Annotated in this window: 24 protein-coding genes and 1 pseudogene; 16 read left to right on the top strand and 9 right to left on the bottom strand. The window is 67.4% G+C overall.

Annotated elements, in window-relative coordinates:
- The 3 genes and pseudogenes from G3O00_RS10770 to G3O00_RS10760 all read left to right on the top strand — a co-directional run.
- Positions 1–150 (top strand): annotated as a pseudogene (locus G3O00_RS10770) (3-(3-hydroxy-phenyl)propionate transporter MhpT); the annotation flags it as partial.
- Positions 151–218: 68 nt separating this feature from the next.
- Positions 219–1,367: a porin gene (locus G3O00_RS10765; RefSeq protein ID WP_206142940.1), complete on the top strand. Its 1,149-nt coding sequence runs from the start codon at positions 219–221 to the stop codon at positions 1,365–1,367.
- Positions 1,368–1,395: 28 nt separating this feature from the next.
- The gene (locus tag G3O00_RS10760) at positions 1,396–3,117 is read left to right on the top strand and encodes a tannase/feruloyl esterase family alpha/beta hydrolase (RefSeq protein ID WP_206142939.1); all 1,722 of its coding nucleotides are present in this window, start codon (positions 1,396–1,398) and stop codon (positions 3,115–3,117) included.
- 69 nt (positions 3,118–3,186) lie between these two features.
- On the opposite strand, the gene G3O00_RS10755 is transcribed toward G3O00_RS10760, so the two are convergent.
- Positions 3,187–3,663, bottom strand: coding sequence for an Lrp/AsnC family transcriptional regulator (locus G3O00_RS10755; RefSeq protein WP_011353671.1), 477 nt, complete (start codon positions 3,661–3,663; stop codon positions 3,187–3,189).
- 158 nt (positions 3,664–3,821) lie between these two features.
- Here G3O00_RS10755 and G3O00_RS10750 point away from each other — a divergent pair, with 158 nt between their 5' ends.
- The 3 genes from G3O00_RS10750 to G3O00_RS10740 all read left to right on the top strand — a co-directional run bounded on the left by G3O00_RS10750 (position 3,822) and on the right by G3O00_RS10740 (position 7,254).
- Positions 3,822–5,054 (top strand): diaminopropionate ammonia-lyase, encoded by a 1,233-nt coding sequence (locus G3O00_RS10750; RefSeq protein WP_206142938.1) that lies wholly within the window; start codon positions 3,822–3,824, stop codon positions 5,052–5,054.
- Positions 5,055–5,113: 59 nt separating this feature from the next.
- Positions 5,114–6,289 carry a M20 aminoacylase family protein gene (locus G3O00_RS10745; protein WP_206142937.1) on the top strand — a complete coding sequence of 392 codons (1,176 nt, stop codon included), beginning with the start codon at positions 5,114–5,116 and terminating at the stop codon, positions 6,287–6,289.
- Between the two features lie 404 nt (positions 6,290–6,693).
- Complete coding sequence (locus G3O00_RS10740) at positions 6,694–7,254, top strand: fimbrial assembly protein (protein ID WP_206142936.1); 561 nt, start codon at positions 6,694–6,696, stop codon at positions 7,252–7,254.
- 87 nt (positions 7,255–7,341) lie between these two features.
- On the opposite strand, the gene G3O00_RS10735 is transcribed toward G3O00_RS10740, so the two are convergent.
- The 3 genes from G3O00_RS10735 to G3O00_RS10725 form a co-directional block, all read right to left on the bottom strand.
- Positions 7,342–8,700, bottom strand: coding sequence for an aspartate aminotransferase family protein (locus G3O00_RS10735; protein WP_206142935.1), 1,359 nt, complete (start codon positions 8,698–8,700; stop codon positions 7,342–7,344).
- A 295-nt stretch (positions 8,701–8,995) separates the two neighbouring features.
- Entirely contained in the window at positions 8,996–9,505 is a 510-nt protein-coding gene (locus G3O00_RS10730; protein WP_206142934.1) for a GNAT family N-acetyltransferase, read from the bottom strand.
- A gap of 135 nt (positions 9,506–9,640) precedes the next feature.
- Entirely contained in the window at positions 9,641–10,276 is a 636-nt protein-coding gene (locus tag G3O00_RS10725) for an XRE family transcriptional regulator (RefSeq protein ID WP_206142933.1), read from the bottom strand.
- Between the two features lie 295 nt (positions 10,277–10,571).
- On the opposite strand from G3O00_RS10725, the gene G3O00_RS10720 reads away from it, so the two are divergent.
- The 3 genes from G3O00_RS10720 to G3O00_RS10710 all read left to right on the top strand — a co-directional run bounded on the left by G3O00_RS10720 (position 10,572) and on the right by G3O00_RS10710 (position 13,705).
- Positions 10,572–10,925, top strand: a complete 354-nt coding sequence (locus G3O00_RS10720) for a RidA family protein (RefSeq protein WP_011353678.1) — start codon at positions 10,572–10,574, stop codon at positions 10,923–10,925.
- Between the two features lie 31 nt (positions 10,926–10,956).
- Positions 10,957–12,207: an FAD-binding oxidoreductase gene (locus G3O00_RS10715; RefSeq protein WP_206142932.1), complete on the top strand. Its 1,251-nt coding sequence runs from the start codon at positions 10,957–10,959 to the stop codon at positions 12,205–12,207.
- A gap of 106 nt (positions 12,208–12,313) precedes the next feature.
- Positions 12,314–13,705, top strand: a complete 1,392-nt coding sequence (locus tag G3O00_RS10710; RefSeq protein WP_174934690.1) for an amino acid permease — start codon at positions 12,314–12,316, stop codon at positions 13,703–13,705.
- Positions 13,706–13,931: 226 nt separating this feature from the next.
- Here G3O00_RS10710 and G3O00_RS10705 read toward each other — a convergent pair whose 3' ends face one another.
- On the bottom strand, positions 13,932–14,582 hold the full coding sequence (locus tag G3O00_RS10705; protein ID WP_011353681.1) for a glycine zipper 2TM domain-containing protein: 651 nt from the start codon (positions 14,580–14,582) through the stop codon (positions 13,932–13,934).
- A gap of 464 nt (positions 14,583–15,046) precedes the next feature.
- On the opposite strand from G3O00_RS10705, the gene G3O00_RS10700 reads away from it, so the two are divergent.
- From G3O00_RS10700 to G3O00_RS10690, 3 genes are all read left to right on the top strand, one after another.
- Positions 15,047–16,246 (top strand): amidohydrolase family protein, encoded by a 1,200-nt coding sequence (locus G3O00_RS10700; protein ID WP_206142931.1) that lies wholly within the window; start codon positions 15,047–15,049, stop codon positions 16,244–16,246.
- An 85-nt stretch (positions 16,247–16,331) separates the two neighbouring features.
- Positions 16,332–17,516: an amidohydrolase family protein gene (locus tag G3O00_RS10695; RefSeq protein WP_174934698.1), complete on the top strand. Its 1,185-nt coding sequence runs from the start codon at positions 16,332–16,334 to the stop codon at positions 17,514–17,516.
- 68 nt (positions 17,517–17,584) lie between these two features.
- Positions 17,585–18,058, top strand: a complete 474-nt coding sequence (locus tag G3O00_RS10690) for a nuclear transport factor 2 family protein (protein ID WP_206142930.1) — start codon at positions 17,585–17,587, stop codon at positions 18,056–18,058.
- Positions 18,059–18,170: 112 nt separating this feature from the next.
- On the opposite strand, the gene G3O00_RS10685 is transcribed toward G3O00_RS10690, so the two are convergent.
- A complete protein-coding gene (locus G3O00_RS10685; protein WP_011353685.1) occupies positions 18,171–19,031 on the bottom strand; it encodes a LysR family transcriptional regulator in 861 nt (286 codons plus the stop codon).
- Between the two features lie 190 nt (positions 19,032–19,221).
- On the opposite strand from G3O00_RS10685, the gene G3O00_RS10680 reads away from it, so the two are divergent.
- Positions 19,222–19,896 (top strand): ankyrin repeat domain-containing protein, encoded by a 675-nt coding sequence (locus G3O00_RS10680; RefSeq protein ID WP_206142929.1) that lies wholly within the window; start codon positions 19,222–19,224, stop codon positions 19,894–19,896.
- 27 nt (positions 19,897–19,923) lie between these two features.
- Here G3O00_RS10680 and G3O00_RS10675 read toward each other — a convergent pair whose 3' ends face one another.
- Positions 19,924–20,403 carry a helix-turn-helix domain-containing protein gene (locus G3O00_RS10675; protein WP_206142928.1) on the bottom strand — a complete coding sequence of 160 codons (480 nt, stop codon included), beginning with the start codon at positions 20,401–20,403 and terminating at the stop codon, positions 19,924–19,926.
- Positions 20,404–20,891: 488 nt separating this feature from the next.
- Between G3O00_RS10675 and G3O00_RS10670 the strand changes: the two genes are divergently transcribed.
- The gene (locus tag G3O00_RS10670; RefSeq protein WP_174934704.1) at positions 20,892–21,695 is read left to right on the top strand and encodes an ABC transporter substrate-binding protein; all 804 of its coding nucleotides are present in this window, start codon (positions 20,892–20,894) and stop codon (positions 21,693–21,695) included.
- Positions 21,696–21,726: 31 nt separating this feature from the next.
- Complete coding sequence (locus G3O00_RS10665) at positions 21,727–22,575, top strand: phytanoyl-CoA dioxygenase family protein (protein ID WP_206142927.1); 849 nt, start codon at positions 21,727–21,729, stop codon at positions 22,573–22,575.
- Between the two features lie 81 nt (positions 22,576–22,656).
- Here G3O00_RS10665 and hutC read toward each other — a convergent pair whose 3' ends face one another.
- Complete coding sequence (hutC, locus tag G3O00_RS10660; RefSeq protein WP_174940596.1) at positions 22,657–23,394, bottom strand: histidine utilization repressor; 738 nt, start codon at positions 23,392–23,394, stop codon at positions 22,657–22,659.
- A 30-nt stretch (positions 23,395–23,424) separates the two neighbouring features.
- A complete protein-coding gene (locus G3O00_RS10655; protein WP_011353691.1) occupies positions 23,425–23,967 on the bottom strand; it encodes an XRE family transcriptional regulator in 543 nt (180 codons plus the stop codon).
- 134 nt (positions 23,968–24,101) lie between these two features.
- On the opposite strand from G3O00_RS10655, the gene G3O00_RS10650 reads away from it, so the two are divergent.
- Positions 24,102–24,884, top strand: coding sequence for an aldolase (locus tag G3O00_RS10650; protein WP_206142926.1), 783 nt, complete (start codon positions 24,102–24,104; stop codon positions 24,882–24,884).
- Positions 24,885–24,911: the final 27 nt, after the last annotated feature.

The raw sequence follows: 24,911 nt of genomic DNA, 5'->3' as shown, positions 1-24,911 counted from the left end.
CTCGGCTCCGTCGTCGGGCCGCTCGCAGCCGCGACGCTGCTGGCTGCCGGCCGCAGCGCACCGGTCGTGATCGGCGCGAGCATTCCCGTCACGCTGGTCGCGGCCGTTGCCGCGCTGCTGCTGATCCGCCGCCCGCAGGCCGACGACTGATATTTCCCGTTTCTTCCATGCGTGCCGTCAGAGCGCGCGTTTTACTCAAGGTCTGGAGACACAACGACATGAACAAGAGCACCAGGAACGGCCTGCTGGCCGCCGGCGCATGCTGCGCACTGGCCGCGCCGGCCGCACACGCGCAGTCGAGCGTGACGCTGTACGGGATCATCGATACGGGCGTCGAATTCGTGTCGCACGCGAACGCGGCGGGCGACCACGTGGTGCGCATGCCGGCCGTGACGGGCGAACTGCCGTCGCGCTGGGGGCTGCGTGGCGCGGAGGATCTCGGCGGCGGCTACCAGGCGGTGTTCACGCTGGAAAGCGGCTTCAACGTGCGTGGCGGCGATCTCGGCCAGGGCGGGCGGCTGTTCGGGCGGCAGGCGTTCGTCGGGCTGAAGGGCGGCTTCGGTACGCTCGCGTTCGGTCGTCAGTACACGATGACCTACCTCGCGCTACAGGGCGCGGACATCATCGGCCCCGACATCTACGGGCTCGGTTCGCTCGACGCGTACGTGCCGAACGGCCGCGCCGACAACGCGGTGACCTACATCGGCACCTACCGCGGCGTGACGCTCGGCGCCGCGTATTCGTTCGGCCGCGACGGCGCGGGCACCGGCAACTCGCCGGGGCAGGGCACGTGCGCGGGGCAGGTGCCGGGTGACGCCGTCCAGTGCCGCAACTGGTCGGTGATGCTCAAGTACGACAGCGCGTACTTCGGTGCGGCGGCCTCGTACGAGGAACAGCGCGGCGGCACCGGCGCGGCCGCGAACTTCTTCGACGGCGTCGCACCGGTTGCCTTCACGAGCAGCGCGGGCAAGGACGCGCGCGTGCACGTGAGCGCCTATGCGCAGGCAGCGGGTGCGCGGATCGGCGCGGGCTGGATCGGGCGGCGCGTGTCGACCGGTACGCCTGCCGCGCCCGGCGCGCATTCGGACTTGTTCTTCGTCGGGGCGTCGTATGCGGTCAAGCCGGATTTCGTCGTCGACGGCGAAGGCTACCGGATCGTCAACACCGCGCACGACACGCGCGCGACGATGGCGACGCTGCGCGCGACGTACCTGCTGACGAAGCGCACGTCAGTCTATGCGCAAAGCTCGTATCTGTGGAACAGCGCGCACGCACGCTACGCGGTCAGCGGCGGTGGCGCGGGCACGACGCCCGGCGAAGGGATGGGACAGCTCGGCGCGATGGTCGGCATCAAGCACATGTTCTGACCCAACGGCCTGACGAACGGGAGTTATCTTGAACAGACAATCTGCATTCCTCTGCATTGCGCCGCTCACCGCCGCGATGCTCACCGGTTGCGGCGGCGACGACTCGGTGAATTCCGCACCAACCCACCTGAGCGCCGCGACACCGGCCGCGATGGCGCAGACCTGCGATGCGCTCGCCGCGAAGCTCGCATACGCGAACACGTCGTTCACATCGGTGACGACCGCGGCCGCCGGCGCACTCACGGTGGCCGGCAAACCGATCGCCGAGCACTGCGTGATCGAAGGGAAGATGAACGAGCGCGTGAGCACGGTCGACGGCAAGACCTATGCGATCGGTTTCGAAATGCGCTTGCCGAAGGCGTGGAACGGCCGCTTCTTCTACCAGGCGAACGGCGGGCTCGACGGCAACGTCGTGACCGCGACCGGCGAGATCGGCGGCGGCGGGCCGCTGACCGACGCGCTGAACCAGGGCTTCGCGGTGATCAGCTCGGATTCCGGGCACAGCGCCGCGCAGAATCCGCTGTTCGGCATCGATCCGCAGGCACGCATCGACTACGGCTATGGCGCGGTCGATGCGCTCACGCCGATGGCGAAGCAGGTGATCCGGCTCGCATACGGCAAGGCGCCCGACCGCAGCTATTTCGACGGCTGCTCGAACGGCGGCCGTCACGCGATGGTCACGGCGGTACGCAACCCGGCCGACTACGACGGCATCATCGCGGGCGATCCGGGCTTTCACCTGCCGAAGGCGGCGATCGGCGAGATGTATGGCGCGCAGCAGTTCGCGAAGATCGCATCGGCGACCGGGTCGAACGGGCTGCCGGATATCCGCAGCGGCTTCACCGATGCTGAGCGGCAGTTCGTCGGCGCGAAGATCCTCGAGAAATGCGATGCGCTCGATGGCGCGGCCGACGGGATGGTGCAGGACGTCGCCGCATGCCAGGCGCACTTCAGCGTCGATGCGGACCTCCCGACCTGCGCGAACGGCACGCGCACGGGCGCGTGCCTGACGACCGCGCAAAAGACCGCGCTCGAGAACGTGTTCACGGGCGCACGCAACAGCGCGGGCACGGCGCTCTACGCGGGCTTTCCGTACGATCCGGGCATCGCCGGCAGCGGCTGGGCCGCGTGGAAGCAGTCGAATTCGATCACGCTCGACCCGGCCGCGATGGCGTTCACGTTCATGACGCCACCGAAAACCGCTGCGACGCTCGCGAACCTGCCCGGTTTCGCGCTCGGTTTCGACATGGACAACGACGCGCCCGCGATCTTCGCGACCAACGGCGTGTACACGCAATCGGCGTGGTCGTTCATGACGCCGCCCGACGAGACCAACCTGTCCGCGCTGAAGGCGCGCGGTGCGAAGCTGCTGGTCTATCACGGCACCGGCGACCCGGTGTTCTCGTTCGATGACACGCGCGACTGGTACGCGCGGGTCGCGCAGGCGAACGGCGGCGATGCGTCGGATTTCGCACGCTTCTATCCGGTGCCGGGGATGAACCACTGCTCGGGCGGGCCGGCGGCCGACCAGTTCGACCTGCTGACGCCGCTCGTTGCGTGGGTCGAGCAGGGGCAGGCGCCCGGTGCGGTGGTGGCCACCGCGCGCGATGCGACGAACGCGGTGCCGAATGCGGACGTGCCAGCGTCGTGGGGCGCGGGACGCACGCGGCCGTTGTGCCCGTATCCGCAGGTGGCGCGTTACAACGGGTCGGGCGACGTGAATTCGGCGGCGAGCTTCAGTTGTCGCTGACGTAGCCGTCGATGGGAGGCGGCGGGTGCGCTATCGCGTGCCGGCCGCCTCAAGTGTGCAAACGCTCACTCACTCGCCCGGTTCGACCGGCACCTCGAGCCCGACCTTCACGCGGCTCATGCTCACCAGCGTCTTGAACCGCTTCACGTTGTTGTTCGCGAAGAACAGCTCTCTCGTGAGCGCGTTGTACTGATCCATGTTGCGTACGGCCAGGATCAGCACGAAATCCCACTCTCCCGTCACGTAATAGCACTGCTGGATCTGCGGGCAGCGCTCGAAGGTCCGCTTCATCGCGTCGAGCTGGTCGATCTGCTCGCTTTCGACCTCGACGTTGACGACGATCGTCAGCGGATGATCGACCTTGTCCGGCGCGACGATGGCGGTGTAGCGCTCGATCACGCCGTCGTCCGCGAGACGCTTCAGGCGCCGGTTCACGGCCGCGGTCGACAGGTTGACGCGCGCGCCGAGTTCGCTTTGCGGCGTTTGCGCGTCGCGCTGGATTTCCATCAGCAGCTTGCGATCGAACGCATCGAGTGAGGTGGTCATGATGGCGCGTGAGGCCTCGAAAGAATGAGAAATTTTTGCGTGGCGGCCGCCGAATTGGCGATTTTATTGACCGACGTGCGCAATATTATTTTTCGAACCGGCGGCGCGTGCAACCCGTGCGCGCCCGACCCGAACCGACTCACGGAGTGCTGCCCGCCATGCTGATCGCCAACCCCCGCGCCTCGCGCGCCGCCTATCCCCACGCGCTGCGCCGCGTGATGAACATCGCGTCGGCCGACGAAAGCGGCGCGTGGTTGTCGCACTGGCCGCTCGTCGGCAACGCACGCACGCCGCTGCGCGCGCTGCCCGATCTCGCCGCGCGGCTCGGCGTTGCGAGCGTCAGCGTGAAGGACGAGTCGTGCCGTTCGCCGCTCGGCAGCTTCAAGGCGCTTGGCGCGCCGATTGCGCTGGTGCGGCTCGTGAAGCGCCTGCGGCGCACGCAGGATCTCGATCCGCAAGGACTCGTCACCGGCCGCTACGCGGCGGAGCTGGCCGACCTGACGGTGATCAGCGCGACCGACGGCAATCACGGCCGGGCGCTCGCCGCCGCCGCGCGTGCGATTGGCTGCGGGTGCGTGATCGTGCTGCACGCGAACGTCGAGCCCGAGCGCGAACGTGCGATCTCGGCATACGGCGCGCGGATCGTGCGCATCGAAGGGAACTACGACGAGTCGGTCGTCTGCGCGGCGCAGCTTGCGCAGGCGAACGGCTGGTATGTCGTGTCGGATACGTCGTACGACGGCTACGAAGCGATTCCGCGCGACGTGATGCAGGGCTATGGCGTGATCGCCGCCGAAGCCGCCGTGCAGGCAGCGCAGGACGACGGTCGGCCGTTCACGCATGTGCTGTTGCAGGGCGGCGTGGGCGGCCTCGCCGCGGGCGTCGCGAGTTACCTGTGGGAGCGCGACGGCGTGCAGCGGCCGCATTTCATCGTCGTCGAGCCGCGTCAGGCCGATTGCCTGTACCAGAGCGCGCTGGCAGGGCGGGCGTCCAAGGCGACCGGCAGCGTCGATTCCGTGATGGCCGGGCTCGCGTGCGGCGAGGCGTCGCCGCTGGCGTGGGATTTCCTCGAGATGTGCATCGACTACTTCATGCTGATCGACGACGAGGACGCGGTGCAGGCGATGCGCGGCCTCGCGGCCGGCAGCGAACGCGACGTACCGCTCGTGGCCGGCGAATCGGGTGCGGCCGGTGTCGCGGGGCTGGAAGTGCTGATGCGCGACCCGGTGCTCGCGCGGCAGGTGGGGCTCGATGCGCAATCGCGCGTGCTGGCGATCAATACGGAAGGCGCGACGGCGCCGTCCGTGTACCGGAACTGCGTCGGCGAGACGGCCGACGCGGTGCTCGCGCGGCAGCGTGCCTGGCTGGACCGCGCGGCGCTCGCGGCCTGAACGACATCACGACCGATCCCGATCGACCACGACTGACCACGACTGACGAGGCTAACGCCATGGACACAATCGAAGAAAGCACGCTGCAGGGGCAACTGAAGACCTGGCGCCGCCATCTGCACCAGCATCCGGAGACGGGTTTCGAAGAAGTGAACACGTCGGACTACGTCGCGCGCATCCTGACGACGCTCGGGCTCGACGTGCATCGCGGGATCGGCGGCACGGGGCTCGTCGCGAACCTGACGGCTGGCACCGGCAAGCGCGCGATCGGCATCCGTGCCGACATGGATGCGCTGAACATCACCGAGCACGCGCCGGGTCGCGAACATGCGTCGCGCACGCCCGGCAAGATGCATGCGTGCGGGCACGATGGCCACATGTCGATGGTGCTCGGCGCCGCGCAGCTGCTGGCCGAGCGCAAGGATTTCGACGGCACCGTGCGCTTCATCTTCCAGCCGGCCGAGGAGCATGGCCGCGGCGCGAAGGCGATGATGGCCGACGGGCTGTTCGAGCGCTTTCCGGTCGACGCGATCTTCGGCGCGCACAACATGCCGGGCATGCGCGCGGGCACGTTCTCGACGCGCGCTGGCGGCATCATGGCGAGCGAAGACAATTTCGTGATCCGGATCGACGGGCGCGGCACGCATGCGGCGCGCCCGCACATGGGCATCGATCCGATCGTGATCGGCGCGCAGGTCGTGCTCGCGCTGCAGACGATCGTGTCGCGCAATCTCGATCCGGGCCAGCAGGCCGTGATCTCGTGCACGGAGTTCATCACCGACGGGCTGCGCAACGTGTTGCCGTCGACGGTGACGATCAAGGGCGACACGCGCAGCTATTCGCGCGACGTGCAGGCGCTGCTGGCCACGCGGATGCGCGAGATCAGCGAAGGGATCTGCCGCACGCACGGCGCGACCTGCGCGTTCGAGTACACGCACGAGTTTGCGCCGACGGTGAATTCGCCGGAGTGGGTCGATACGGCCGTGCAGGCGGCGGCGCAGGTCGCGGGCGGGGACGCGGTGAACGCCGACGTGCAGCCGATGATGATCTCGGAGGATTTCGGCGCGTTCCTGCAGGCGGTGCCCGGCAATTTCGTGTTCATCGGCAACGGCGAGGCGGCCGGGCGCGGCGGCGTGCCGCTGCATAACGCGGGCTACGATTTCAACGACGAGATCCTGCCGGTGGGGGCGCGGTATTTCGCGGAAGTGGCGCGGCTGGCGTTGAGGGCGGCGTGATTGTCGGCATTTGACGAATTACCTCGATAAAGCCGAATGTCGTGAATTGATCGATCAAACAATTTACGCGTGCCACCTGGTAATTACGCGTGAATTTGTTTTGTGAGCGGGAGTGCAGGTTTATACGAATTATTGATTTTGATATAGCTGGGTTAATGTCGGTGTTCATCGGGGTCCGGGCTTTTGCTTGACTGCCAAAGAGATGCGGCGCCGAATGTTGGATTGATTTAATTTTTTTGAAATGATTTTGTATGAATTCTTTCGACTTTTTTGGTCGTCTGAATTTCATGAAATCATGAATAAGTGAATTGATCTTAAATCCGGCATGGTCCAGCGAAATTAGCCCGCCTCGAATGATTATCAAAATGCGCATGCATTGAAATCGTTCACGTTCGGGGTGAAAAATGAACATCGGCAAATGGATCGTGGCGCTTGGCGTGAGCGGCGCGCTGGCGGGCGTCGCTCAAGCGGGCACGGTGTCGAATCAGGCAGTCGTGAAGACGATCAGGTTGACCGCCCACATCGGTGACAGCCTCTACGTGTCGCGGCCCGACGGTCCGGCCGGGTATGGTGTGGTCGAGCTGGAGGCCACCGATCGCACGCAGCAATCCTTCCGCAAGACCGTGCCGATCCGCGTCTGGTCGACGAACCCCGATTTCATCGTCGAGGTCGCCCATCCGCTGACGCTGTCGAACGGCCCGCTCGAAATGACGCATGCGACGGTCACGCTCACGAGCGCCGCAGGGACGTCGACGATCGCGCCCGGGGCAGCCCAGACGATTGCGCAGGTCAAACAGGGCGCCGGCGCGGGCAGTGGTGGATTCGATGAAGTCCACGACCTGAAGATCAGCGCCGATGCACCGCCTCGCAGCAGCGCCGGCGTCAACGGGAGTTACCGGGGCGATCTCGTGCTGTTGTTCGAACCGCGCGCGTCGGCCGGCGACGACAAGGTGGGCGAGGAGTAGGCGCCGCCGCCACGCGGGGCGGGCGGCGGAAGATGCACGGCGCGATCGACGGTCGCGCCACGTGGCCCGTATCCGCGCGAGATGCGCTCAGACCAGCTCGCCCAGACACGCGTCGAACTGCGTCACGAGCCGGTCGACGTCGTCGGCCGTCGTCTGCGGACACACCAGCATCATGTTGTGGAACGGCGTGATCAGCACGCCGCGATTCAGCAGGTACAGGTGCACGATGTGTTCGAGTTCGCTGTCGAGTTGCGCGCCGGCGAGTGTCCCGTTGCGCGGCGGCACGGGTGCGAATTGAAACTCGGTACGCGCGCCGATGCGTGTCACACACCACGGCAGCCCGTGCTTCGCGATCGCCTGTTCGAGGCCCGCTGCCAGCCGTGCGGCGAGTTCGAACATGTGCGCATACGCTGCGTCGGTCGCAACCTCGGCCAGCGTCGCGCGCATCGCATGCATCGCGAGCATGTTCGCGGTGAGCGTCGTGCCGATCCCCGAATGGCCGGGGGGTGCGTTCAGCTTGGCCTGCTTCGCGCGTTCGGCAAATTCCGTGCTGAACCCGTACACCGCGCACGGCACGCCGCCCGCGATCGGCTTGCCGACCACCAGCATGTCCGGCTCGAGATCGTGCGCGACCGCATAGCCGCCCGGGCCGCTGCTGATCGTGTGGGTTTCGTCGATCACGAGCAGCGTGCCGTAGCGGCGCGTCAGTTCGCGGGCCGCCTCCCAGAAGCCCGGATCGGGCAGCACCATCCCGATGTTCGTCATCGCGGGCTCGGCGAGCACGCAGGCGACGTCACCGCCTTTCAGCGCCGCTTCGAGTGCGGCCAGGTCGTTGAATTCGACGACGCGCGTGTTCGCGAGCAGGTCGTACGACTGCCCGAGCAGGCTGTCGCGCTGCACGGGGCGGCCATCGACGAGATCGACGAACACGTCGTCGACCGTGCCGTGATAGCAGCCGTTGAACACCACGATCGTCTTGCGGCCGGTGGCCGCGCGCGCCCAGCGCAGCACGAAGCGGTTCGCATCGCTCGCGCTCAGCGCGAACTGCCAGACCGGCAGCTTGAAGCGCCGTGCGAGTTCGCGCGCGACCCACGCGGCGTCCTCGCTCGGCAGCATCGTCGTGTAGCCGCGCGTGGCTTGCTCGACGAGTGCGCGTGCGACGGGTTCGGGCGCATGCCCGAACATCGCGCCGGTATCGCCGAGGCAGAAATCCACATAGCGATGGCCGTCGACGTCGGTGAATGTCGCGCCGCGCGCCTCCTTCACATACAGCGAGAACGGCGTCGACCAGTCCTGCATCCAGTGCAACGGCACACCGAACAGCAGATGCTCGGATGCTTCCGCGGACAGCGCGCGGGAGACCGGCATGGCTTCGGTGAATGCGCGGCGCTCGCGATCGAACAACGCGCGGGCGCGGATGAGGTCGACTCCGTGACGGGAAGGCAAAGGCAGCTCCTGGGCTGTGAAGGTACGGAGACGATAGCGCGGGCGCTGGGGGGATGAACAGGGGCGGAATTACGGAGGCGGGTTGCGTTGGGCGCGGCAGCGTGGGCGAGGCCGACGCGCAGATATTTCTTCTAAAAGTTTTTGCGCATAAACCGTCGAGGGTCGGCCCGGCCGGATTTACTGCATGGAAAGTTAGTGGGCGCTCACATCTTTCGCGCCGGATCCGGTGCGGACGAAGCGGGCACGGGGACGCATCTGGCTGCGTCTCGCGATGCCCGTTCGCCGCCGTGTCGCGTTACGCGAGCGTCTTGACCATGTGGTGCTCGTCGTAGAAGCGGCCATCGACGCACATCGAGCGCGGTTCCGTACCGAACCGGACGAACCCCTGCGACGCATACAGCCGCTCCGCGTTGGCGTTGACCTCGTTCACGCACAGCATCAACTGCTTGCATTCCCATTCCTGCGCCGCATGCTCGGTCGCGCGTTCGAGCAGCGTTTGCGCGATGCCTTGCCCGCGATACGCGGGATCGACGAACACGCCCCAGATCGTTGCCTTGTGCGCGATCTTCACGCGTGCATCGCGGCGCACGCCGGTGATGCCGACGAGCGTATCGCCGTCGAACGCACCGAACACGGCACGTTCGTGGGTCGGCGTGATGCGCGTCGCAAATTCGTCGACCGGCACCTGTGATTCTTCGTCGAGCGTCGGCAGGAAAGAGGTGGGGGCGGTGTCGACCGCACGCAGGCGAACGGTCTGGAAACGGGCGGCGTCGGCCGCATCGAGCAGGCGGGTGGTGATCGTCATCGGGGGCGTTCCGGTTGAAGGTCGTGCATGCCGGCGCGGGCCGCTGCGGCCGCGGGATGCATCGTCCTTATCGTAATAGGAATCCGGTTGTCGCGTGGCGATGTTCGACGCTGCCGCGTGCCCGAAATCAGATAGTCAGATCACGTCGCGCGGCCGCTTGGCATCGCCGTCGACGCAGCACGCGAGCACCTCGGCATCGGTGTCGCCGAGGCTCAGGTACACGTGCCCGACCGCGCTGTCGAAATACAGGCTGTCGCCGGCGCCGAGCCGGTACGCATGGCCGTTCTCGAAGCGCAGCTCCAGCTCGCCGCTCAGCACGAACACGAACTCCTCGCCGCTGTGCCGGATGTAGTCGGCGAAGTCCGACAGCTTGCGCGCATGGATCCGCCCGCGCACGGGCACCATCCGCTTGCCGGTCAGGTCGTTCGCAAGCATCCCGTACGCATAGTTCGGCGTGTCGTAGACCATCTGCTGGCCGGCCGGCGTGAACGACGGCGTCATCGCGCCGGCGGGTGCGGGGCGGCCGAACATCGTGTCGAAGTCGAGCGCGAGCGCATGCGTGAGCGCCGCGAACTTGTCGTAGGTGAGCGCGATGTCGCCGCGCTCGGCCTTCGAAATCGTCGACACCGCAATACCGGAGCGCTCCGACAGTTGCGCGAGCGTCAGGCCGCGCGACTTGCGCGCGTCGCGCAGCCGCGCGCCGACCGTCTGGTGGTCGAGCTGCGGCGCGGCGTCGGTGGGCGGCGGAACGGGGACGGTGGATTTGGGCATGCGGATACGGGGCGCGACGTGCGTGACGTGAATACGGGTTTTGTCGTATACGAGAATAAATTTTCTCGTATATGATAATTTACGTCGAAATCGCCGACGGTGGGCGTGACGGCCACTCTAGCATCGGACGGCGCGAAACTCGCGGGGCCGGTGCGGCCGGCGTGAACGACACGTGTGCGTATCGGCGCAGCTCGCCCGTGCGGCGGTTGCCCGACGATTCCGTACACGGAGCGGTTTTTCCAGCCATTTATTTTCCCGGCCGGTCGCGGCCGGGCCTGCGAAGGTGCAAACCATCATGTCCAGTGAAATCAAACGTCTGCAGACCGGCACGCGCATGAGCCAGGTCGTGATCGCGAACGGCTTCGTCCACCTGGCCGGCCAGGTGCCCGATACGGCCGGCGCGCCGATCGCCGTGCAGGCGACCGAAATCCTCACGCGCATCGACGCGCTGCTCGCATCGGCCGGCGTCGACAAGACACGCGTGCTGACGGCCAACGTGTGGCTCAGCGATGCCGCGCACTTCGACGCGTTCAATGCGGTGTGGGACGCCTGGGTGCCGGCCGGCCACGCGCCGACCCGCGCGTGCGTGCAGGCGTTGCTGATGAAGCCCGGTCTCGACGTCGAGATCGCCGTGACCGCGCTCGCCTGACGCCGGCGCCGCCCGCCCCGAGGAACTTCCGATGACATTCGACACGCTCGTCCTGGGCGGCGGCATGATCGGCGTGTCCGTTGCCGTGCACCTGCAACAGCGCGGCCTGTCGGTTGCGCTCGTCGACCGCAAGGCGCCCGGCAACGAGACGTCGCTCGGCAATGCCGGGTTGATCCAGCGCGAAGGCGTGTATCCGTATGCGTTTCCGCGCGGCTTCGGCACGCTGCTGAAATACGCGTGCAACCGCTCGCCCGATGTCCGCTATCACGTCGGTGCGTTGCCGAAACTGATTCCGTTCCTGTACCGCTACTGGCGCAACTCGCATCCGGCGCGCCACGCCGAGATCGCGCGTGCGTATGCGCCGCTGATCGAACACTGCGTGACCGAGCATCGCGCGCTGATCGAAGCGTCCGGCGCGGGCGCACTGCTGCGTGAAGGCGGCTGGCTGAAGGTGTTCCGCACGGCCGCGACACGCGATGCCGAAACGCGCGACGCCGAGCGCTGGCACGCCGAATACGGCGTGACCTTCGACGCGCTCGATGCGGCCGCGCTGCGCGACGCGGAGCCGAACCTGAGCCGCGCGCTGGTCGGTGCGCTGCGCTATCCGGACTCCGATTCGATCAGCGATCCGAATGCGCTCGTGACCGCGTATGCGCGCCACTTCGAGCAGCTCGGCGGCCGCATCCTGACCGGTGACGCGCTGACGCTGTCGGCCGCGAACGGCTGGCGCGTCGACACCGCGCAAGGCCCGGTCGACGCGCGCGCTGCGGTCGTCGCACTCGGTCCCTGGTCGGACCTGCTGTGCGAGCGGCTCGGTTATGCGCTGCCGCTCGCGGTCAAGCGCGGCTATCACATGCATTACGCGGCGCAGCCGGGCGCGCGGCTGAACGGGCCCGTGCTCGATGCCGACAGCGGCTTCCTGATCACGCCGATGACGCGCGGCATCCGACTGACGACCGGCGTCGAGCTCGGCTATTGCGATACGCCGCCGACGCCCACCCAGCTCGCCGCCGTCGAACCGGTCGCGCGCGAGCTGTTTCCGCTCGGCGCGCGCGTCGACGGCACGCCGTGGCTCGGCCGCCGGCCGTGCACGCCCGACATGCTGCCCGTCATTGGCGCCGCGCCGCGCCACCGCGATCTGTGGTTCGCGTTCGGGCATGCGCATCACGGTTTCACGCTCGGCCCCGTGACCGGCCGGCTGGTTGCCGACCTGATGACCGGCACGCAACCGTTCGTCGACCCGACGCCGTTCCGCGTCGAACGCTTTCTGCACGGCCGCTGAACCGGCGACCGTGCGCTGCAGCAGGGCGGCCGGCACACGACGCCGGCCGCTCCATCCAGCGGCCGGCCGATCCGGCTCGCCGCGACGATCAATGACTGGAGACAAGATGCAACAGCACACGATGCGGCGCGAGCTCGGCGCGCGCCAGATTTCGTTCATGGCCCTCGGCATGGCCATCGGCGTCGGCCTGTTCCTCGGCTCGGCGTCCGCGATCAAGGCGGCCGGGCCCGGCGCGCTCGTCGCCTACCTGATCGGCGGCGCGATGATTTTCCTGATCATGCGTGCGCTCGGCGAGATGGCCGTGCACCGGCCGGTGTCCGGCTCGTTCGGTGCGTATGCGTTCGAATACGTCGGGCCGTTCGCCGGCTACGTGGTGGGCTGGAGCTACTGGTTGCTGATGGTCGGCGTCGGCGTCGCGGAGACGACCGCCATCGGCATCTACATGGGCTTCTGGTTTCCGGATGTGCCGCAGTGGCTGTGGGTCGTGTCGGCGATCGCAGCGATCTCGGCGTTCAACCTGCTCAACGTGAAGGTGTACGGCGAGCTGGAGTTCTGGTTCGCGATCGTGAAGGTCGTGACGATCGTGCTGATGATCGCGGGCGGTGCGCTGATCGTGTTCACGGGGATCGGCCATGGCGGCGTGCCCGTCGGGCTGTCGAACCTGTGGCGCCACGGCGGCGTGTTTCCGCACGGCGTGCTCGGGGTCGTGAGCGCGCTGCCGATCGTCGCGTATTCGTTCGCGGGCGTCGAGATGATCGGCCTCACGGCCGGCGAGGCGCGCGAGCCGCAGAAGATGATTCCGCGCGCGATCAACTCGGTGCTGTGGCGCATCCTGATCTTCTACGTCGGCGCGCTGTTCATCATCATGGCGCTGTACCCGTGGCACGAGCTCGGCGAGCACGGCAGCCCGTTCGTGACGACGTTCGAATCGCTCGGGCTGCGGCAGGCGGCCGGCATCGTCAACTTCGTGGTCGTGACGGCTGCACTGTCGAGCTTCAACTGCATCGTGTTCAGCGGCGCGCGCATGCTGTCGAGCATGGCCGGCAACGGCCTCGCGCCCGCGTCGTTCGCGGCGCTGAGCGCAAGCGGGTCGCCGTCGCGCGCGGTGCGGGCGACCGTGCTGTTCATGTCGGTCGGCGTGGTGCTGAACTACGTGATCCCTGCACGCGTGTTCGGCTGGCTGATGTCGTTCCTGTCGTTCGACGTGGCCGTGATCTGGGCGATGATCGTGCTGACCCACATGCGGTTCCGGCGCGCGCTGGCCGCGCGCGGCGAGACGGTGGCGTTCCGCATGCCGTACGCGTCGGTCACGTCGTGGATCTGCCTCGTGTTCGTCGCGTTCGTGTTCGTGATGCTCGGTGTCGACCCGACGACGCGCGGGTCGCTGTATGCCGGCGCGGCGGTGATGGCGCTGATGGCGATCGTCTACCGGCGTTCGCGGCACCTGCAGGCGGCTGCGCGGTCGACGCGTGTCGGGTTCGGCGTCGAGCGTGTGTGACGGCTGGGCGCCGGGTCGCTGATGGTGGTGCGGGAGAGCGGTCGTGCGACGGAGCGCGCTCGAGGCGAAGGCGTGGCGCCGCGGCAGTGTCGGCGGCGCGTCATGCGCGCTGCCCCGGCACGCAGCATGAGGGTGAGGTGAAACAGGCGTGCCGTCGCGCCGCTGCGGCGCCCGACGGCAAACGCACGACGATGCGCCCGATCAGGTCAGGCGCACCGCATCCGGATCAATATCGCGCGAGCTGATTGCCGTTGATCTGCACGCGATCGCCCGGCCGCAGGTTGCCCGGCGACTGCACGTCGAACGAGCGCATCGAGCCGTCGCTGACCTGCACGTCGATCCGGTAGCTGCTCGGGCCTTGCGCGGCGCCCATCTGCTGGCCGATCTGGTTGCCGGCCACCGCACCGCCGAGCGCACCGATCACGGTCGCCGCATCGCGGCCGTGGCCGCGGCCGAACTGGTTGCCCACCAGGCCGCCGACCAGCGCACCGACGACGGTACCGGCGACGCCCGACGGGCCGACCGAGCCGTTGACCGGCTGGATGTTCGAGACCGTGCCGTACTGGGTGCCATACGGGGTGGCGTATTGCTGCTGCTGATTACCGTACTGGTCATACGGCTGCGACCCGTATTGCTGCTGGTTGCCGTACTGATCGTACGGTTGCGGCGCCTGGTTCGGATACGGCTGTTGCTGCTGCACGTAGCCCGGTTGCGAATACGCGGGCTGCGCGTAGCCGGGCGTCGCGTATTGCTGCTGCTGCGGATACCCCGGCTGCGCGCCGTAGTAACCCGGCGCGACGCAGGCGGTCAGCGGAAGCGCCGCGACGGCGACGAGCGAGGCGAACAGAACGGTCTTCGTGGAAGGCATGCGCATCATGATGTTTCCTGCATCGGCAACGGGTTCGCCGACGAATCCCGGGACGGGTGGCGAACTCGGCGTGAGTATAAGGAATGGCCGGTGGCGCGTCCGGTGCGGCCGGGTAACAACGTGTAAAGTCTGTTGCCGCGTAAATCGCCGCCCCGGCGGGGTGCGGAAGCGACGCCCGGCAAGGGCGCGACGCGGCTTCCTGGCGCCCGCATTCCGCTGATGCCGACGCTGCACGGCCATCGGCTTTTCCGTCGCTTTCCCCGCGATCCCGCCCCATCGCCGAGCCACGCCCGGCGGCCGCGCGCGCTCTGCATCGCGAAATCGAATGCGCGGCATCGCGACATTTAATTGGCCTCGGGTGATGGCGTCCGATATCGTGGCCGGATTCCCTGCCAACGGTCGCGCCGTGCCGGCTGCGGTTCCTTCCCCTGTCCGCACTGGTGACATGCAGCGACCGCCCCACATTCCGAGCCATGACCGAACGCCTCTTCATCAACGCCGTCGACGCCGGCGGCCAGCCCATCAACCTCGTCGTCCGTGACGGCTGCTTTACCGCGATCGGCGCCGAATGCGCCGCCGCGCCCGGCGCGAAAACGATCGACCTCGACGGCCGCGTCGTGCTGCCCGGCTTCGTCGACGGCCACATCCACCTCGACAAGAGTTTCGTCGGCGATCGCTGGGTGCCGCACGAATCGGTCGGCTCGCTGCGCGAGCGGCTCGCGGTCGAAAAGCGCCAGCTCGCGGCCGCGCCGCCGATCGTCGAACGTGCGAATGCGCTGATCGCGCAGGCCGCCGCATTCGGCACGGTCGCGATGCGCAGCCACGTCGACGTCGATGCGACCACCGGCCTGTCGAACCTGCAGGCCGTGATGGCTGCACGCGAGCAATGGCGCGGGATCGTCGATATCGAACTCGTCGCGTTCCCGCAGGCGGGCGTCGTGTCGTGCCCCGGCACCGCCGAGATTCTCGACGCAGCTGTGCGCGAAGGTGCGGACGTGGTCGGCGGGATCGACCCGACGACGCTCGACGGCGACGCGGATGGCCAGCTCGACATCGTGTTCGGCATCGCCGAGAAGCGCGGCGCGAAGATCGACATCCACCTGCACGAGCCGGGCGAAACGGGCATCGCGCAGTTGCTGCGGATCGCGGCGCGCACGCGCGCGGCGGGGCTCGGTGGCCGCGTGAACGTGAGCCATGCGTACGCGCTCGGCCAGGTGAGCGAGGACGACGTGCAGCGCACCGCGGCGGCACTGGCCGAAGCCGGCGTGTCGATCCTGACGAATGCGCCGGGCGACTGCGCGTTTCCGCCGGTGCAAGCGCTGCGCGACGCGGGCGTGCACGTGTTCGCGGGCAACGACAACATCCGCGACGCATGGTGGCCGTACGGCAACGGCGACATGCTGCAGCGCGCGATGATGGTCGGCTACCGGTCGGGCTTCTATACCGACGAAGCGCTCGGTATCGCGCTGGACATGGCGACGCACGCCGGCGCGCGCGTGATCGGCAAGGATAACTATGGAATTGCAGTCGGCTGCGATGCGACGTTCGTCGCGGTGCGTGCGCCGAATGCGGCAGCGGCCGTCGCGGGCGTGCCGGCCGAACGCTGGGTGTTCCGTCGCGGCGAAAGCGACACGGGCGCGCCGTTCGCCCCCGCGCTGCGCTTTACGCGCTGACCAACCTGACCGGCGGAGCGGCACGCGCCGTGCCGCCTTCGCATTGACTGCACTGACCGTACTGACCGACCACATCGGAACCGACATGACGAACCTGCTGATCCGCAACGTCCGCCCGAGCGCCGACGCTGCGCTCGACATCCTGATCGAAGGCGATCGCATCGCGCGTATCGGCCCGTCGCTCGACGCGCCCGCCGGCTGCGCGATCGAGGACGGCGCGGGCGCGCTTGCGCTGCCCGGCCTCGTCGAAGGCCACACGCATCTCGACAAGACGCACTGGGGCATGCCGTGGTATCGCAACCAGGTCGGGCCGCGCCTCGTCGACCGGATCGAGAACGAGCGCCACTATCGCGCGACGAGCGGGCATGACGCCGGTGTCGCGTCGCTCGCACTGTCGCGCGCGTTCCTCGCGGCCGGCACGACGCGCATCCGCACGCACGTCGACATCGACACCGAAGCCGGGTTGCGGCATCTGCACGGCGTGCTCGCGACGCGCGAGACGCTGCGCGGGCAGGTCGAGATCCAGATCGTCGCGTTTCCGCAATCGGGCGTGCTCAAGCGTCCGGGCACCGATGCGCTGCTGTCCGAAGCACTGGCGGCAGGCGCCGATCTGCTCGGCGGGCTCGACCCGTGCGCGATCGAAGGCGATCCGGTCGAGGCGGTGGACGTGCTGTTCGCGATCGCCGAGCGCCACGGCCGCGGGCTCGACCTTCATCTGCACGAGCGCGGATCGATGGGCGCGTACTCGCTCGACCTGATCCTGCAGCGCACGGCTGCGCACGGCATGCAGGGCAAGGTGACGATCAGCCACGGGTTCTGTCTCGGCGATATCGCCGAACGCGAGCGCGATGCGTTGCTCGCGCGGATGGCCGAACTCGGCGTCGGGCTCGTCACGACCGCGCCGGCGGCGGTGCCGGTGCCGCCGGTGGCCGCGTGCCGCGCGGCGGGCGTGACGGTCATCGGCGGCAACGACGGCGTGCGCGATACGTGGACGCCTTACGGGTCGCCCGACATGCTCGAACGCGCGATGCTGATCGGCATGCGCAATGATTTCCGTCGCGACGATGCGCTCGAAGTCGCGCTCGACTGCGTGACGCACGGCGCGGCGCGCGGTTGCGGCTTCGACGGTTACGGGCTCCAGCCGGGCAGCCGCGCGGATGTCGTGCTGGTCGACGCGCTGACGTTTGCCGAGGCCGTTGTCGCGCGGCCGGTGCGGCGGCTCGTCGTGTCGTCGGGGAAGATCGTTGCGCGCAACGGCGCGCTGGTGTGAGCGAAGCGTGCGCGCGGCGTCGCCCCGGTATGATCCGGTTTTCAGCCGGATTTCCCCGGGAGACGACGATGCGACGCACGACAGCGGCACGGGCCGCACGATGGATGGCGGCGGCCCTGTTCGCCGTGACGGCCGCGCACGCGGTGGCGGCCGGCCCGACCGACGCGCAGCAGGAAGCCAACCGGCGAACGGTGCTCGCGTTCTATGAAAAAGGCCTGAACGAGAAGGACGCGGACGCCGCGCTCGCATACGTCGGCGATCGCTACGTGCAGCACAACCCGAATGCGGCCGACGGTCGCGACGGTTTCCGCAAGTTCGTCGCGTTCCTGCGCGACAAGTATCCGCAGTCGCACAGCGAGATCAAGCGCTCGTTCGTCGACGGCGACTACGTGATCCTGCACGTACACGCGGTGCGTGAACCCGGCACGCGCGGCAGCGCGATCATGGACATCTTCCGGCTCGAGAACGGCAAGATCGTCGAGCACTGGGATGTCAATCAACCCGTGCCAGAACAGGCCGCGAACGGGAACACGATGTTCTGACGGGGCCGGGTGCGCGTGCGTGTCGATGCGCCCGCGATCCCGTTGCATCGGCCGTGCCGGCGGCACCGCTTCCGCGGTGTCCTTCACATTGCCGCCGCTCCCAGCCTTCTTGCTACTCCTCCAACTCCAGCATCGTCGCGAGCGCCTTCGTCAGTTCGCTGACCATCGGGTCGGCCGTCGGCCGATGCAGGATCGCGATGTCCATGTGCTCGATCGGCGCGAAACCCTGTTTCGCGGTCAGCACGACGTGCTCGTCCGTCACCACGCGCGCGGGCAGCACGCTGATGCCGAGCCCGTCCGCGACGGCGGCCTGGATGCCGCTCAGGCTCGACGTCGTGAAGCTGATCCGCCAGCGGCGGCCACGCTCCTCGATCGCCTTGATCATGTCGTCGCGATAGAGCCCGCGCGGCGGGAACACGACGATCGGCACCGGGTCGAGATCGATCGTCGGATGCTTCGCGCTGTCGATCCAGCGCAGCTTCTCGGGCCAGCGCACGACGGCCTCGCGGCTGTCGCGCCGCTGTTTGATCAGCACGAGGTCGAGCTCGCCGCGATCGTACGCGGCGCTGATGTCGCGGCTCAGCCCGCACATCACTTCGAGCTTCACCTGCGGATGCGCGCGCTTGAACGCGGCGAGCGCATGCGTCGTGCGGCCTGCCGCGAAATCGTCGGGCACGCCGAGCCGGATCGTCAGTGCGACCGTGGCGCCCGACAGCGCTTCCAGCATCTCGTCGTTCAGCGCGATCATGCGCCGCGCATAGCTGAGCACCGTCACGCCCGCGTCGGTCGGCCGCACGTCGCGCGTGCCGCGGTCGAGCAGCCGGTGCCCGGCGATTTCCTCGAGCCGGCGCACCTTCTGGCTGACCGTCGACTGCGTCGAATGCAACCGCGCGGATGCCGTCGTGAAGCTGCCGCAGTCGGCGACCATCACGAGCGCGCGCAGCAGGTCGAGGTCGAACAGGGGTCTATTCATTTCTGCACTTTTGCGGATTCGAACATTTCATTTCCAAATGCGTGCGACGACTTTTAACATGGCCGGACGCCGCGGGCAATCGCGGTTTCGCCGGACGCGGCGCGGCGTCGTACTGCGCCACGGGGGCGCCTCGCCTGACGTATTGCATCGGCCGCGTATCGGCGTGCGCGGCACGCAAGGAGGAAACGGGATGTTGTTCAAACGGATTGCGATCATCGGCTCGTTTGCGTTGACCACGCTCACGTCGGCAGTGGCCGCCGCCGACGGCGGCGCGCTCGAAGGCAGGCTGCGCAGCGCGGCCGATCGCGGCGATGCGGGCGACGTGCGCACGCTGCTCGAGCGCGGCGCGCAGATCGATTCACGTGACGGGCAGGGCCGCACGGCGCTCCTGATCGCGACGCACGGCAATCACGTCGATGCGGCGCGCGTGCTGATCGACGCGGGCGCGGACGTCAACGCGAAGGATGCGATCCAGGACAGCCCGTACCTGTATGCCGGTGCGCGCGGCTATCTCGACATCCTGCGGATGACGCTCGCGCATGGCGCCGACCTGCGCAGCACGAACCGGTATCGTGGCACCGCACTGATTCCGGCGGCGGAGCGCGGGCATGTCGAGACGGTGCGCACGCTGATCGATGCGGGCGTGAACGTCGATCATGTGAACCGGCTCGGCTGGACCGCACTGCTGGAGGCGATCATGCTCGGCGACGGCAGCGAGCGGTATGTGCGGATCGTGCAACTGCTGGTGGACGGGCACGCTAACGTCGATCTCGCCGATACCAACGGCGAGACGCCGCTGCAGCATGCGCGGCAGCGCGGGTATGGGGCGATCGAGAGGGTGCTGGTGGCGGCGGGGGCGCGGTAGGGGCAGCGTGGGCGAAGGGGGCAGCGATCAGACCCATACTTCCCGATAGAGATGAAGCGCCTTCGACCACTCGGCCAGATTTTTCCAGATGGCGCGTAGTGGCGTGCCCGAGCGCTCGGCAGCTTCCTCGGCCGCCCTTACTACAACCGGTAGCGGGACCTCGACGAGGATGACGGCGAACTGCGCTTCATACCCGGCGGGGATTTGTCCGAAGACTAACGCGTCGACGAGCAATCGCTCGGTCAACTCGCTCTTGTGGCTGACGTTCGCACCAATGACGGCCATGTGAAGACCGCGCCGAGCCGGCCGCGGTCGGGTCATGAGTTCGATGCCGAGCAGGCCAAGCAACGGGATCAGCTTGTTGACGCCGAGATCCTTGAGTTTGCCGTTTTCCAGCTGATTCACGGTGAGGCGAGAAAGTCCGGCGAGCCTGGCCAGCCGAGCCTGCGTGAGGTCGAGTTCCGCTCTCCGTTTCGCCACGGCCTGACCGATCTCGTAAAGTTGCATGCGGGTCTTCCTGCACGGATCAATGGTTCATGAATGTAAGGTATATCTTGCATCGCCGGATGTGCCTGCGTATTCGAGCAGCTCTTTTGGCGGTATAGGATGCGTCATCGATTTCCTACGAAAGGCAGCGGGCGAGGCTTCGTCTTGACTCCCTGTATAGACATCACCATCTGACGGATATCCGGAAAAACTCGCTTTGTGGCAGATGTGCGTCGCAAAGGGTAAACACCGGGAAGCCATGTAAATCCTGCAAGATGGCCTTATTTAAAGCGCCATCCCATCTTTCCATCCCGATTCCGGAACGCGCCGGCCCGCCCTCCACCCCGCCCCCGTTTCCCCCGCTTGCGCTCAAAAATTGAGCGGTCTAGACTGCATCGCAGTTTCATCGAAGTCCCTGTCTTTCGCGCACCGCGCCGGGCATACCGGCGCAACGCTCCCCACCGGACGCCGGCGTTCGCCCGCCGCGTCGAGACCATCAAGGACACGCCATGAACCGCACTGCAAAGCTCCTCGTTACCGCGCTGGCGTTCGCGCCGCTCGTGTCGTTCGCGCAGGACGCGTCGACGATCCGCTGGGGCATCGACCCCACGTATCCGCCGTTCGAGGCGAAGCAGCCCGACGGCTCGCTCGCCGGCTTCGACATCGACCTGCGCAATGCGATCTGCGAGCAACTGCATGCGAAGTGCGTGTGGGTCGAGCAGGGTTTCGACGGGATGATTCCGGCACTGCGCGCCCGCAAGTTCGACGTGATCATGTCCGCGATGACGGCCACCGACGAGCGGCTCAAGCAGATCGACTTCTCGAACAAGCTGTATGCGTCGCCGGGCGCGCTCGTCGCGCCGGCCGGCTCGAAGCTGCTGCCGACCGCGGAGTCGCTCGCGGGCAAGCGCATCGGGATCGACCAGGGCACGACGCAGGAGGCGTACGCGAAGGCCGAATGGGCGACCAAGGGCGTGACGATCGTCTCGTACCAGAACCAGGACCAGGTGTACCAGGATCTCGTCAACGGCCGCCTCGACGCGACCTTCCAGGACAAGACGCAGGCCGGCTACTCGTTCCTGAAGACCCCGCGAGGCAAGGGCTACGCGTTCGCGGGCCCCGACGTGACCGACGTGCGGATCACCGGCTACGGCGTCGCGATGGGCGTGCGCAAGGGCGACGAAGCGATGAAGAAGCGGCTGAACGACGCGATCGTCGCGATCCGCGCGAACGGCACGTACCAGAAGATCGCCGCCAGATATTTCGACTTCGACATCTACGGCACGAAGCAGCAGCTGACTTCGGCACCGTGATTCCGTGATTCATTCAATCGACAGGCACACCATGACGAGTATCCAGGATCGCGTCGCGCAAGCCGTGACCCCCGAACTGATCGCCGCGTTCCGCGAGGAAGGGGCGGTCTGCATCAAGGGCATCTTCTCGCCCGACGAAGTCGCCGCGCTGCGCGCCGGCATCGACACGAATCTCGCGCAGCCCAGCGAGCGCGCAAAAGTCGCGAGCCGGCCCGACGATCCGGGCTGGTTCTTCGAGGATTTCTGCAACTGGCAGCACAACGACGCGTATCGCGACTTCATCGTGCGCTCGCCGGCGCCGTCGGTCGCCGCCGCGCTGATGGGCAGCGACAACGTGCGGCTGCATCACGACCACCTGCTCGTGAAGGAGCCCGGCACGCGGCAGCGCACGCCGTGGCACCAGGACCAGCCGTACTACAACATCGAAGGCGACGACAACGTCAGCATGTGGATTCCGGTCGATCCGGTGCCGCTCGAATCGACACTGGAATTCGTCGCGGGCTCGCATCTCGGGCCGTGGCTGATGCCGCGCACGTTCATGGACAAGGAGGCGAAGTGGTTCCCGGAAGGCAGCCTGGCGGACCTGCCCGACATTGAAGGCGACCGTGCGGCGTTCCCGATCCGCCACTGGGCGCTCGAGCCCGGCGACATGGTGTGCTTCCGGATGCTCACGCTGCACGCGTCGGGCGGTACGCAGAACCGTCGGCGCGCGTTCTCGATCCGCTTCGTCGGCGACGATATCCGTCACGCGCCGCGCCGCTGGAAGACGTCGCCCGATTTCCCCGGGCTCGCCGGGCAGCTGCCCGACGGCGCGCCGCTCGATCACCCGCTGTTTCCGGTCGTGTGGTCGCGAGGCGCGGGGCAGGCCGGCGCGATCTGACGCGGGCGGGCGTGGATGACGGACGCGGCGGCCGCTTCTGACGAAACGGCCGCCGCGCGCTTTTGTGCGTGGGGAAAAGGATCAGGTCGGGTGGCGTCCGGCGCCCGGCTTGAAGCGCGAGCCGAGCCGGTAGCGGTTGCCCGGATGCAGGAAGTGCACGAACGTGACGGGCTGCCCGTTGGTCCAGGTGCGGCGCGTGAGCGTGAGGCACGGCTCGTCGGCGCGCATGTCGAGCAGCCGCGCCTGTTCGCCGGTCGGCAGCGACGCATCGACCACGTGCTCGATTTCCAGTTCGTAGTGCGACACGTTGTTGTACAGGTACTCGGACGGCGGCTCGACCTGGAAATCCTGGTCGATGAAACCGGGCGCGGCCGCCGGGTTCACGTAGCGATCCTCGAGCTGGATCGGGCGGCCGTTTTCCTCGTGCACGCACACCACATGAAACACCGGCGTGTTGACCGGCAAGCCGAACGCGGCCGCGACGTCGAACGACGCGGGTTCGCTCGACTGGCTCAGCACGCGGCAGCGATATTCGTGCCCGCGTGCGCGGATTTCGTCGCGGATGTGCGCGATCATCAGCAGGTTCGACTGCGGCTTCACTTCGGCGACGAAGGTGCCGACGCCCGCGATGCGCTTCAGCACGCCTTCCTCGGTCAGCTCGCGCAGCGCGCGATTGACCGTCATGCGCGCGACGCCGAACTGCGCGGCGAGATCGAGTTCGGACGGAATGCGGTCCCCGGGGCGCCAGTCGCCCGCCTCGACGTTCTGGCGAACGAGCGTCTTGATCTGCTGGAACGGTGCGGTGGCCTTCGTGACCATCGGGGATCCTTGCGCGAAAAGGTGACGATGCTAGTCGTCGTGACTGACGATGACCAGGATCTCCGCCTGCGCGGTGCCCAGGCTGCGCGTGCGGTGCGGGATGAGTGCGTTGAAATAGACTGAATCGCCGGTCTTGAGTTGCACCGTTTCGTTCGGAAATTCGATTTCGACGCGCCCCTTGTGCACGAACAGGAACTCCTCGCCTTCGTGCTCGCGGAACGTCGATGCGACGAATTCGTGCGGCGGATGCACGACGAACGGCAGCATCTTCTTCGGCGCGACGCCGGCCGCGATGCTTTCGAAGCGATGGGCCTGGCTGTCGGCCGCCGCGCCCATCGCCGTGCGCTCGCCCGCGCGCGTGACCGTGATCAGCTCGCGGTTGTGACTTTCCGAGAACAACTGCTCGACGTCGACGTTCAGTGCCTTCGACAGCTTCAGCGCGACCGCGATCGACGGCACGCTCAGGCCGCGCTCGACTTTCGACAGATAGCTCTTGGTGAGGCCCGTCTCGTCGGCCAGCACGTCGAGCGTCCAGCCCTTCTGTTTTCTGAGCAGCTTCAGGCGAATCGTCATGGGGCGCCAGGTGTCCTTCGAAAAACCGATTGTAACGCATGACACAATGTGTCCTTTGGTGTATCGTGTGTCATGTTTTCCCGGGAAAGCGGCTGCGGACGGCGCGGCCGGCCCGATCCATTCAGGAGGTGAACATGGCGGAAACGCTGAACCTGACGAAGGAGGCGCTGGTCGCGCTGGCGGAGCGGCGTCTCGACAACGCGGTTGGCGACAGCGGCTGGTCCGCGCGGCAGAAGCTCGCGCTCACGTGCCGGATCCTGTTCGACGCCGGTCACGACTCGGGCCTGGCCGGGCAGATCACCTGCCGCGCAGGCGACGCCGGCACGTACTACACGCAGCGGCTCGGGCTCGGTTTCGACGAGATTTCGGCGGCGAACCTGCTGCGCGTCAACGAGGATCTCGACGTCGTCGACGGCGAGGGCATCCCGAATCCGGCCAACCGGTTCCATACGTGGATCTACCGCGAGCGCCCGGACGTGAACTGCATCATCCATACCCATCCGGCGCATGTCGCGGCGCTGTCGATGCTCGAGCAGCCGCTCGTCGTGTCGCACATGGATACCTGCCCGCTGTACGACGATTGCGCGTTCCTGAAGGACTGGCCCGGCGTGCCGGTCGGCAACGAGGAGGGCGAGATCATCTCGAAGGCGCTCGGCAGCAAGCGCGCGATCCTGCTGTCGCACCACGGCCAGCTCGTGGTCGGCAAGACGATCGAGGAAGCGTGCATCCTCGCGCTGCTGATCGAGCGGGCGGCGAAGCTGCAGTTGCTCGCGATGTCGGCCGGCGAGATCAAGCCGGTGCCGCCGGCGCTGGCGCGCGAAGCGCACGACTGGATTTCGAAGCCGAAGCGCGATGCGGTGACGTTCGACTATTACGCGCGCAGGGCATTGCGTACGCATCGAGACTGTGTCGAATGAGCGGGCGATTCGTCGCTGCCGTGTCAG

The organism is Burkholderia sp. Ac-20384 (genome assembly GCF_017104605.1).
GTDB classification, from domain to species: domain Bacteria; phylum Pseudomonadota; class Gammaproteobacteria; order Burkholderiales; family Burkholderiaceae; genus Burkholderia; species Burkholderia lata.
The sequence above is the reverse complement of the archived record's forward strand: the minus strand, read 5'-3'. Positions and strand labels throughout refer to the sequence as shown.

Bases quoted from the DNA above. Each gene is read 5' to 3' on its own strand.
- G3O00_RS10720 (WP_011353678.1), top strand. From the start codon at position 10,572: ATGTCCAGTGAAATCAAACGTCTGCAGACCGGCACGCGCATGAGCCAG.
- G3O00_RS10740 (WP_206142936.1), top strand. From the start codon at position 6,694: ATGAACATCGGCAAATGGATCGTGGCGCTTGGCGTGAGCGGCGCGCTG.
- G3O00_RS10765 (WP_206142940.1), top strand. From the start codon at position 219: ATGAACAAGAGCACCAGGAACGGCCTGCTGGCCGCCGGCGCATGCTGC.
- G3O00_RS10705 (WP_011353681.1), bottom strand. From the start codon at position 14,582: ATGATGCGCATGCCTTCCACGAAGACCGTTCTGTTCGCCTCGCTCGTC.
- G3O00_RS10675 (WP_206142928.1), bottom strand. From the start codon at position 20,403: ATGCAACTTTACGAGATCGGTCAGGCCGTGGCGAAACGGAGAGCGGAA.
- G3O00_RS10725 (WP_206142933.1), bottom strand. From the start codon at position 10,276: ATGCCCAAATCCACCGTCCCCGTTCCGCCGCCCACCGACGCCGCGCCG.
- G3O00_RS10715 (WP_206142932.1), top strand. From the start codon at position 10,957: ATGACATTCGACACGCTCGTCCTGGGCGGCGGCATGATCGGCGTGTCC.
- G3O00_RS10700 (WP_206142931.1), top strand. From the start codon at position 15,047: ATGACCGAACGCCTCTTCATCAACGCCGTCGACGCCGGCGGCCAGCCC.
- G3O00_RS10730 (WP_206142934.1), bottom strand. From the start codon at position 9,505: ATGACGATCACCACCCGCCTGCTCGATGCGGCCGACGCCGCCCGTTTC.
- hutC (WP_174940596.1), bottom strand. From the start codon at position 23,394: ATGGTCACGAAGGCCACCGCACCGTTCCAGCAGATCAAGACGCTCGTT.
- G3O00_RS10690 (WP_206142930.1), top strand. From the start codon at position 17,585: ATGCGACGCACGACAGCGGCACGGGCCGCACGATGGATGGCGGCGGCC.
- G3O00_RS10670 (WP_174934704.1), top strand. From the start codon at position 20,892: ATGAACCGCACTGCAAAGCTCCTCGTTACCGCGCTGGCGTTCGCGCCG.
- G3O00_RS10755 (WP_011353671.1), bottom strand. From the start codon at position 3,663: ATGACCACCTCACTCGATGCGTTCGATCGCAAGCTGCTGATGGAAATC.
- G3O00_RS10665 (WP_206142927.1), top strand. From the start codon at position 21,727: ATGACGAGTATCCAGGATCGCGTCGCGCAAGCCGTGACCCCCGAACTG.
- G3O00_RS10655 (WP_011353691.1), bottom strand. From the start codon at position 23,967: ATGACGATTCGCCTGAAGCTGCTCAGAAAACAGAAGGGCTGGACGCTC.
- G3O00_RS10680 (WP_206142929.1), top strand. From the start codon at position 19,222: ATGTTGTTCAAACGGATTGCGATCATCGGCTCGTTTGCGTTGACCACG.
- G3O00_RS10750 (WP_206142938.1), top strand. From the start codon at position 3,822: ATGCTGATCGCCAACCCCCGCGCCTCGCGCGCCGCCTATCCCCACGCG.
- G3O00_RS10650 (WP_206142926.1), top strand. From the start codon at position 24,102: ATGGCGGAAACGCTGAACCTGACGAAGGAGGCGCTGGTCGCGCTGGCG.
- G3O00_RS10745 (WP_206142937.1), top strand. From the start codon at position 5,114: ATGGACACAATCGAAGAAAGCACGCTGCAGGGGCAACTGAAGACCTGG.
- G3O00_RS10710 (WP_174934690.1), top strand. From the start codon at position 12,314: ATGCAACAGCACACGATGCGGCGCGAGCTCGGCGCGCGCCAGATTTCG.
- G3O00_RS10685 (WP_011353685.1), bottom strand. From the start codon at position 19,031: ATGAATAGACCCCTGTTCGACCTCGACCTGCTGCGCGCGCTCGTGATG.
- G3O00_RS10695 (WP_174934698.1), top strand. From the start codon at position 16,332: ATGACGAACCTGCTGATCCGCAACGTCCGCCCGAGCGCCGACGCTGCG.